Genomic DNA, 4870 nt, shown 5'->3' on the forward strand with positions numbered 1-4870 from the left:
ACTTACAGGAGCATCCGGGATGCCGACAGTAAAAAAACCTGTGCATCAAGTCACCGTCGCCGTTACCGGCAAATTCCATGACGGCTACAACCCGTTAACCGGCAAACCCTTCAAGCTGGTTTACCAGCGCGTCCGTAAAGGCTTGGGCAACATTGAAAATCGGGGCCGCATGGATTTACAAATCCGCGTCCAGGTCAGCATCCGGGACAAACAATCACCGACGCAATTACAAAGCCGGAAGCGCCTGGCAGCGGCAACGGCCGCTTATAAACACCTGGACAACACGGCAAAAACCGACTGGTGCCGTCAAGCCGCCAAATTACGCATGACCGGCTTTAACCTGTATATTCGCCGCTATTGCAAAGCTCATCCCTTAACGGAATTTTAACCATGGCCAAAGTCACCACCCCGTTGTTTTCAAAAACCGCACACGGCAATATCGCCAAGGGTGGGATGCAATACCGTTCCGGCCAGTGGGGTAGCCATGTTTATAAACCGCTGGCACCTGGCAAACAAAACCAACAAGCGCCATCACCGGCCCAGGCTAAACAACGCGAACGCTTTAACGGCATTTGTGCCGCCTGGCACTTGTTAAGCAAGCAAGAACAGGCCGATTACCGACAACAAGCCGCCGAAATCGGTGGCCTCAATGGCTGGAATTTATATGTCTCGTTGGGCTTGGCCAAATCCATTTATCCGCCGGATACCTTGCTGACTTTGGATGGCTTGCCGTTGGAAAATGAATACAGCGAAAGGATAGAGGTCAATTAACCAAGCTGATGATAAACAGGCTTCAACAACAACGTCATACCAGCAGGGATTGCCGGTATCCAGCTTACAGGGAGGTAAGGTTTACGAGCCATCCAGAGCCGCCCGGGTTACGGCCATCCCTGCCGGAACGACAAATTTTTTACATGATGATTAACCAAGGCTATGCCACACATCAATGAGTTAATTTTACTGGCCAGACCGGTTCAAGAAACCGACAGCTTAATCATAGAAGCGCCGGAAGGCACAAGGCGCCTGGCAGCAACGGCGTTTAAAGGTGAAACCGGCGCACAGGGGTTACAAGGTGAACGCGGCCTGACCGGTTTGCAAGGCGTGCAAGGGTTAACGGGCGACCAAGGCCCACCCGGCACCGCCTCAGGGATTCGGGAAATCGCCACAGTAACCACCGGCATTATTGCCAATCTTAACTGGGAAACCGGCACATTTAGTATGGCTAACAGCTTTGAAATACTACAGGTAGTGTTATCCAGCGCCGCCAGAATCCGCTTGTACAACAGCGCAGCGAACCGGGATGCCGATGTCGGGCGTTCGGTATTTCAGGCGCCCACGCAGGGCATGGGCTTAATCCTGGATATCAACGCCGTTACCGTATTGTCCCAAACGCTGGACCCCCACGCGCACGGCTCCAACATGGAAGCGGTGCCATCCGACACTATTTATTACACCGTCACCAATAACGGCGCACCGGCAGCCATCACCGTGGCGTTTACTTTTTTAAGAAAGGAACACTAATGGCCACTTTATTCACCAACAGCCTGTATAACTCCAACAGCACCGATACCCTGTTCAGGGCCTGGGCGACTTTCATCCATAGTATTTTTATGCTCGGCTTTGTCAATGTTACCGATGCCGCGCAGCTTGATTTAACCACCGTGTTAAAACCGACGGCAACCCAGACCAGCATGGGCTTTAAGGTTTACCGGACCAATGACGGCTTAACCCCCATTTTTATCAAAGTGGAATTTGGCAGCGGTGCCGCCGCCTTGCAGCCGTCAATATGGATAACAGTCGGCACCACTTACACCGTAGGCGGCACCATGACCGGCGTTATCTTGTTGCCGCGTTTACAACTGACCAACACCACCAACGATGCCATAAACCCGCACGTCTGTTTTGGTAGCGCTGCCAACAACCGCGTGTGTTTTGCGCTGTTTACCAGTGTCACTACCGGGCCGTTCTGGTTTAGTTTTGAGCGCCGCAAAGATGCCGATATTGCCGATGTTGATACCGGTATTTTACTCGATGGCGGTTTAAGTACCTCGCAGCACTGGTCGTTATGTGCGCCCTTTACCGGCGTTATTCCGGTCAAAGAAAACGGTTGTCAGTTTATCTTGTCGTCCAACAATCCGGCCGCGTATGGCAACGCCATCCCGGAAGGTTTGCGGATTCCGTGCCTGGGCCCAAGTGAACCACCGGGGATGAATGTCGCTTTTTGCAATGGCAACGATTACGGCCCTTATGCAGAACCGACCTTAACCATCAATGTCACCGACATTAAATTCAAACAGTGCGGCACCTTAATAACCACCTTGCGCTGTGGCGGCGCGTCTTGTGTTGATGCCGCTACCCGCTTGTTGTTGCGGTACGATTAATGACCACGGCAACCGGTTGTCAGTACGGCTTAGCCGCCGCCTTTGCCTGTGCCACACAGCGGCAACTGATCGGCAATTATGCCGCCAATTATCAGGCAGTAATTTACCGGCACTGGTTACAATATCCGGCGTTATTGGCCCTTATGAATACCGGCAATGCCAGTGTAAAACGCTATCAACGGGTATCCGATAAAGCCTTGCTGGCCCTGATGAATAACGCCAACGCCAGCGTTACACGCAACGGTTTAACCTGTGTTAATGCCTGGAATATTACCAACCATCGCCGCTTTTTTGCCCTGCCCAGATCCGGCGGCAGCGAAATAAATAACTGGGTTATTCAACAAATCCGCTCAGGTATCGGTGGGCCATTGCCGGGCGGCAGCCAAACCACCCTAAAAACCACCGGCCAACTATGGCCAAGTTTGGGTTAATTAAGCAAAAGAATGGTTTGTTTCATGACTACTCTTAACCCTTTGGTATTATTGACTTACAGGTAACAGCTTAAGTAGATAGCCATTCACTCTGTTCAGTACAGCATATGGCTTTAGTGTATGTAGCGTGCTTGTTACATTTCGTTACAATTGAAAACTCGACTCATTATTTTTATCTGTTATTCTCTATTTACGGTTTTGAAATAGCAAAAATTTTAAGTACTTATAATCAATCCGGTAAACCGATTCTGTCTTATCGATTACCTTTTTTAAATTGAAACTAACTAATATAATTTAGGAACAAATAATGCAAAATTTTAACCATTTAAAATATTTATCAATACTGACATCCTTAATAGTCTTGTCCTCCAGTGCTATCGTAGAAGCATCACCAATCCTACAAAGTGACTTTTCTTCAAGCGCGACTGTTTTAGACACGACAACTTTTGCAAATGGTGCTACGACTATAACCACCAATGACTTAACCTTAACCGGTGGAACTAATCTAATCGGGTTGCCGGGGTTCTCATATCTTGATATAAGTGGCAATGGACCAACGACCATAAAACTGCAATTCAATGGTGCTGTAGCTGCCTTGGGCGTTCAATTTATCAGCAATAACACCCCGGTGACACTAAGCGTATTTAATTCGTTAGATGTGCTACTTGAAAGTTATACAATGAGCAATATCGGATTACCATCCTTATCAAATAGCATTGCTTTTCCAACTGGCTTTGTAGCGCTGAATGAAAGCGATTCCATAATCAATTATGCGACAATTTCTACCGGCCTAGGGCAAAACTCTGTTTATATTGGAAACATTACTTATGGCGCACTAAATAGTGTCCCAGCCCCTGCCGCTGTGCCATTACCGGGAGCGGCCTGGCTATTCGGTAGTGCTTTGCTAGGATCGATCGGCTTAAAGCGTCGTAAAAACATCGGTTAATTTCGTGATTAACTGATTCTTAAACTGGCTCTTTCCCAAGCAAGTAGCCTCGATGAAACGTAGTGGAGTCGAGGCCATCCGAAAATAATTCCCCGATTCCGTTTTACTACCTCAAAGCTACTTGTGCCAGCTTGGCAACCAGTCATTTAAAGTAAGACGATTTTACCGATATCATACCTTTAAGGGCTGGTATCGGTTCCTGCATATCAATTACAAGCTCCGAAAAAGCAATCAATTTATGCCTTATTTCGTGTTTTTCGTGGACATTGGCTTTAACTCTCGCCTTCGGGTGCGAAAACCCGATCAACAAAACCCGTCGCGATAGCGACACTAAAATCGACTATATAATTATCATAATCCCGTTTACCGCGCCGAGCAGCGAAGCGGTTAACAGGATAAGCCCTTCAGGGACGTGACAGGGATGCCAGGCCTTGCCGAAGGGACAGGAGTCCCTTTTGGCAAGCTCCTGTTAAAAGCGAGGTGTGAAGGATGAAGCGGCAACCGGGCGGCTTTTTTTTTTGGATACTTTTCTTTGGCCGAACAAAGAAAAGCATCTCGCCTTCGGGTGCGAAAACCCGATCAACAAAACCCGTCGCGATAGCGACACTAAAATCGGCTATATAATTATCATAATCCCGTTTACCGCGCCGAGCAGCGAAGCGTTTAACAGGATAAGCCCGTGCGGTGGTTATGATCTGGCCAGTGGCAAGGTTGTGGTGCAGTTTAGCGACCAGTCAATCTATGGCTATGACGGCTTAGGTTTTGATGAATGGCTGGAGTGGAAAGAGTCCTACCCGCGAGGTACATATTTTAACCACACTTACCGGTATGCCAATACCCACTTTACCCGTTTGGAGTCCTGGCCGGAAAATCTTTTTTTCACGTTTTTTGAAACCTGAACGCGCGACCTTAGCGTTATCCTTGAGCTGCGGGGCTGGACCTCCCGGAACGTTCAGCCGTGAATAGTTGACGTTCTGTGGCTCCCGAGCGTCACAGTGGCCTTGCTTACGCCGGCCACGGCCCTGCAAGGCGGCGGGCCTTGCGCAGTTACACTGCGCCCGCCGCCACCCCCGCCCACCCGTAAACCCTCCCTTGGTTGTTGCATGACTTCC

7 protein-coding genes are annotated in these 4870 nt (G+C 49.2%); all 7 read left to right on the forward strand.

Annotation, left to right across the window (positions count from 1 at the left end; genetic code table 11):
• The coding region (locus N7974_RS20115; protein WP_262967316.1) for a hypothetical protein at positions 1-388 on the forward strand (388 nt) is incomplete at its 5' end.
• Between the two features lie 2 nt (positions 389-390).
• Positions 391-771 (forward strand): hypothetical protein, encoded by a 381-nt coding sequence (locus tag N7974_RS20120; protein WP_262967317.1) that lies wholly within the window; start codon positions 391-393, stop codon positions 769-771.
• Between the two features lie 162 nt (positions 772-933).
• Complete coding sequence (locus N7974_RS20125) at positions 934-1521, forward strand: collagen-like protein (RefSeq protein ID WP_262967318.1); 588 nt, start codon at positions 934-936, stop codon at positions 1519-1521.
• Positions 1521-2381 carry a hypothetical protein gene (locus N7974_RS20130; protein ID WP_262967319.1) on the forward strand — a complete coding sequence of 287 codons (861 nt, stop codon included), beginning with the start codon at positions 1521-1523 and terminating at the stop codon, positions 2379-2381. Before N7974_RS20125 ends, N7974_RS20130 begins: the two co-directional genes overlap by 1 nt.
• Complete coding sequence (locus N7974_RS20135; RefSeq protein ID WP_262967320.1) at positions 2381-2812, forward strand: hypothetical protein; 432 nt, start codon at positions 2381-2383, stop codon at positions 2810-2812. The genes N7974_RS20130 and N7974_RS20135 overlap by 1 nt, the downstream gene beginning before the upstream one ends.
• A gap of 307 nt (positions 2813-3119) precedes the next feature.
• On the forward strand, positions 3120-3758 hold the full coding sequence (locus tag N7974_RS20140) for a hypothetical protein (RefSeq protein ID WP_262967321.1): 639 nt from the start codon (positions 3120-3122) through the stop codon (positions 3756-3758).
• 482 nt (positions 3759-4240) lie between these two features.
• Complete coding sequence (locus N7974_RS20145; RefSeq protein ID WP_262967322.1) at positions 4241-4657, forward strand: KTSC domain-containing protein; 417 nt, start codon at positions 4241-4243, stop codon at positions 4655-4657.
• The last annotated feature ends 213 nt before the right edge of the window (positions 4658-4870 follow it).

Source organism: Methylobacter psychrophilus (assembly GCF_025583945.1).
Lineage (GTDB): Bacteria > Pseudomonadota > Gammaproteobacteria > Methylococcales > Methylomonadaceae > Methylobacter_C > Methylobacter_C psychrophilus.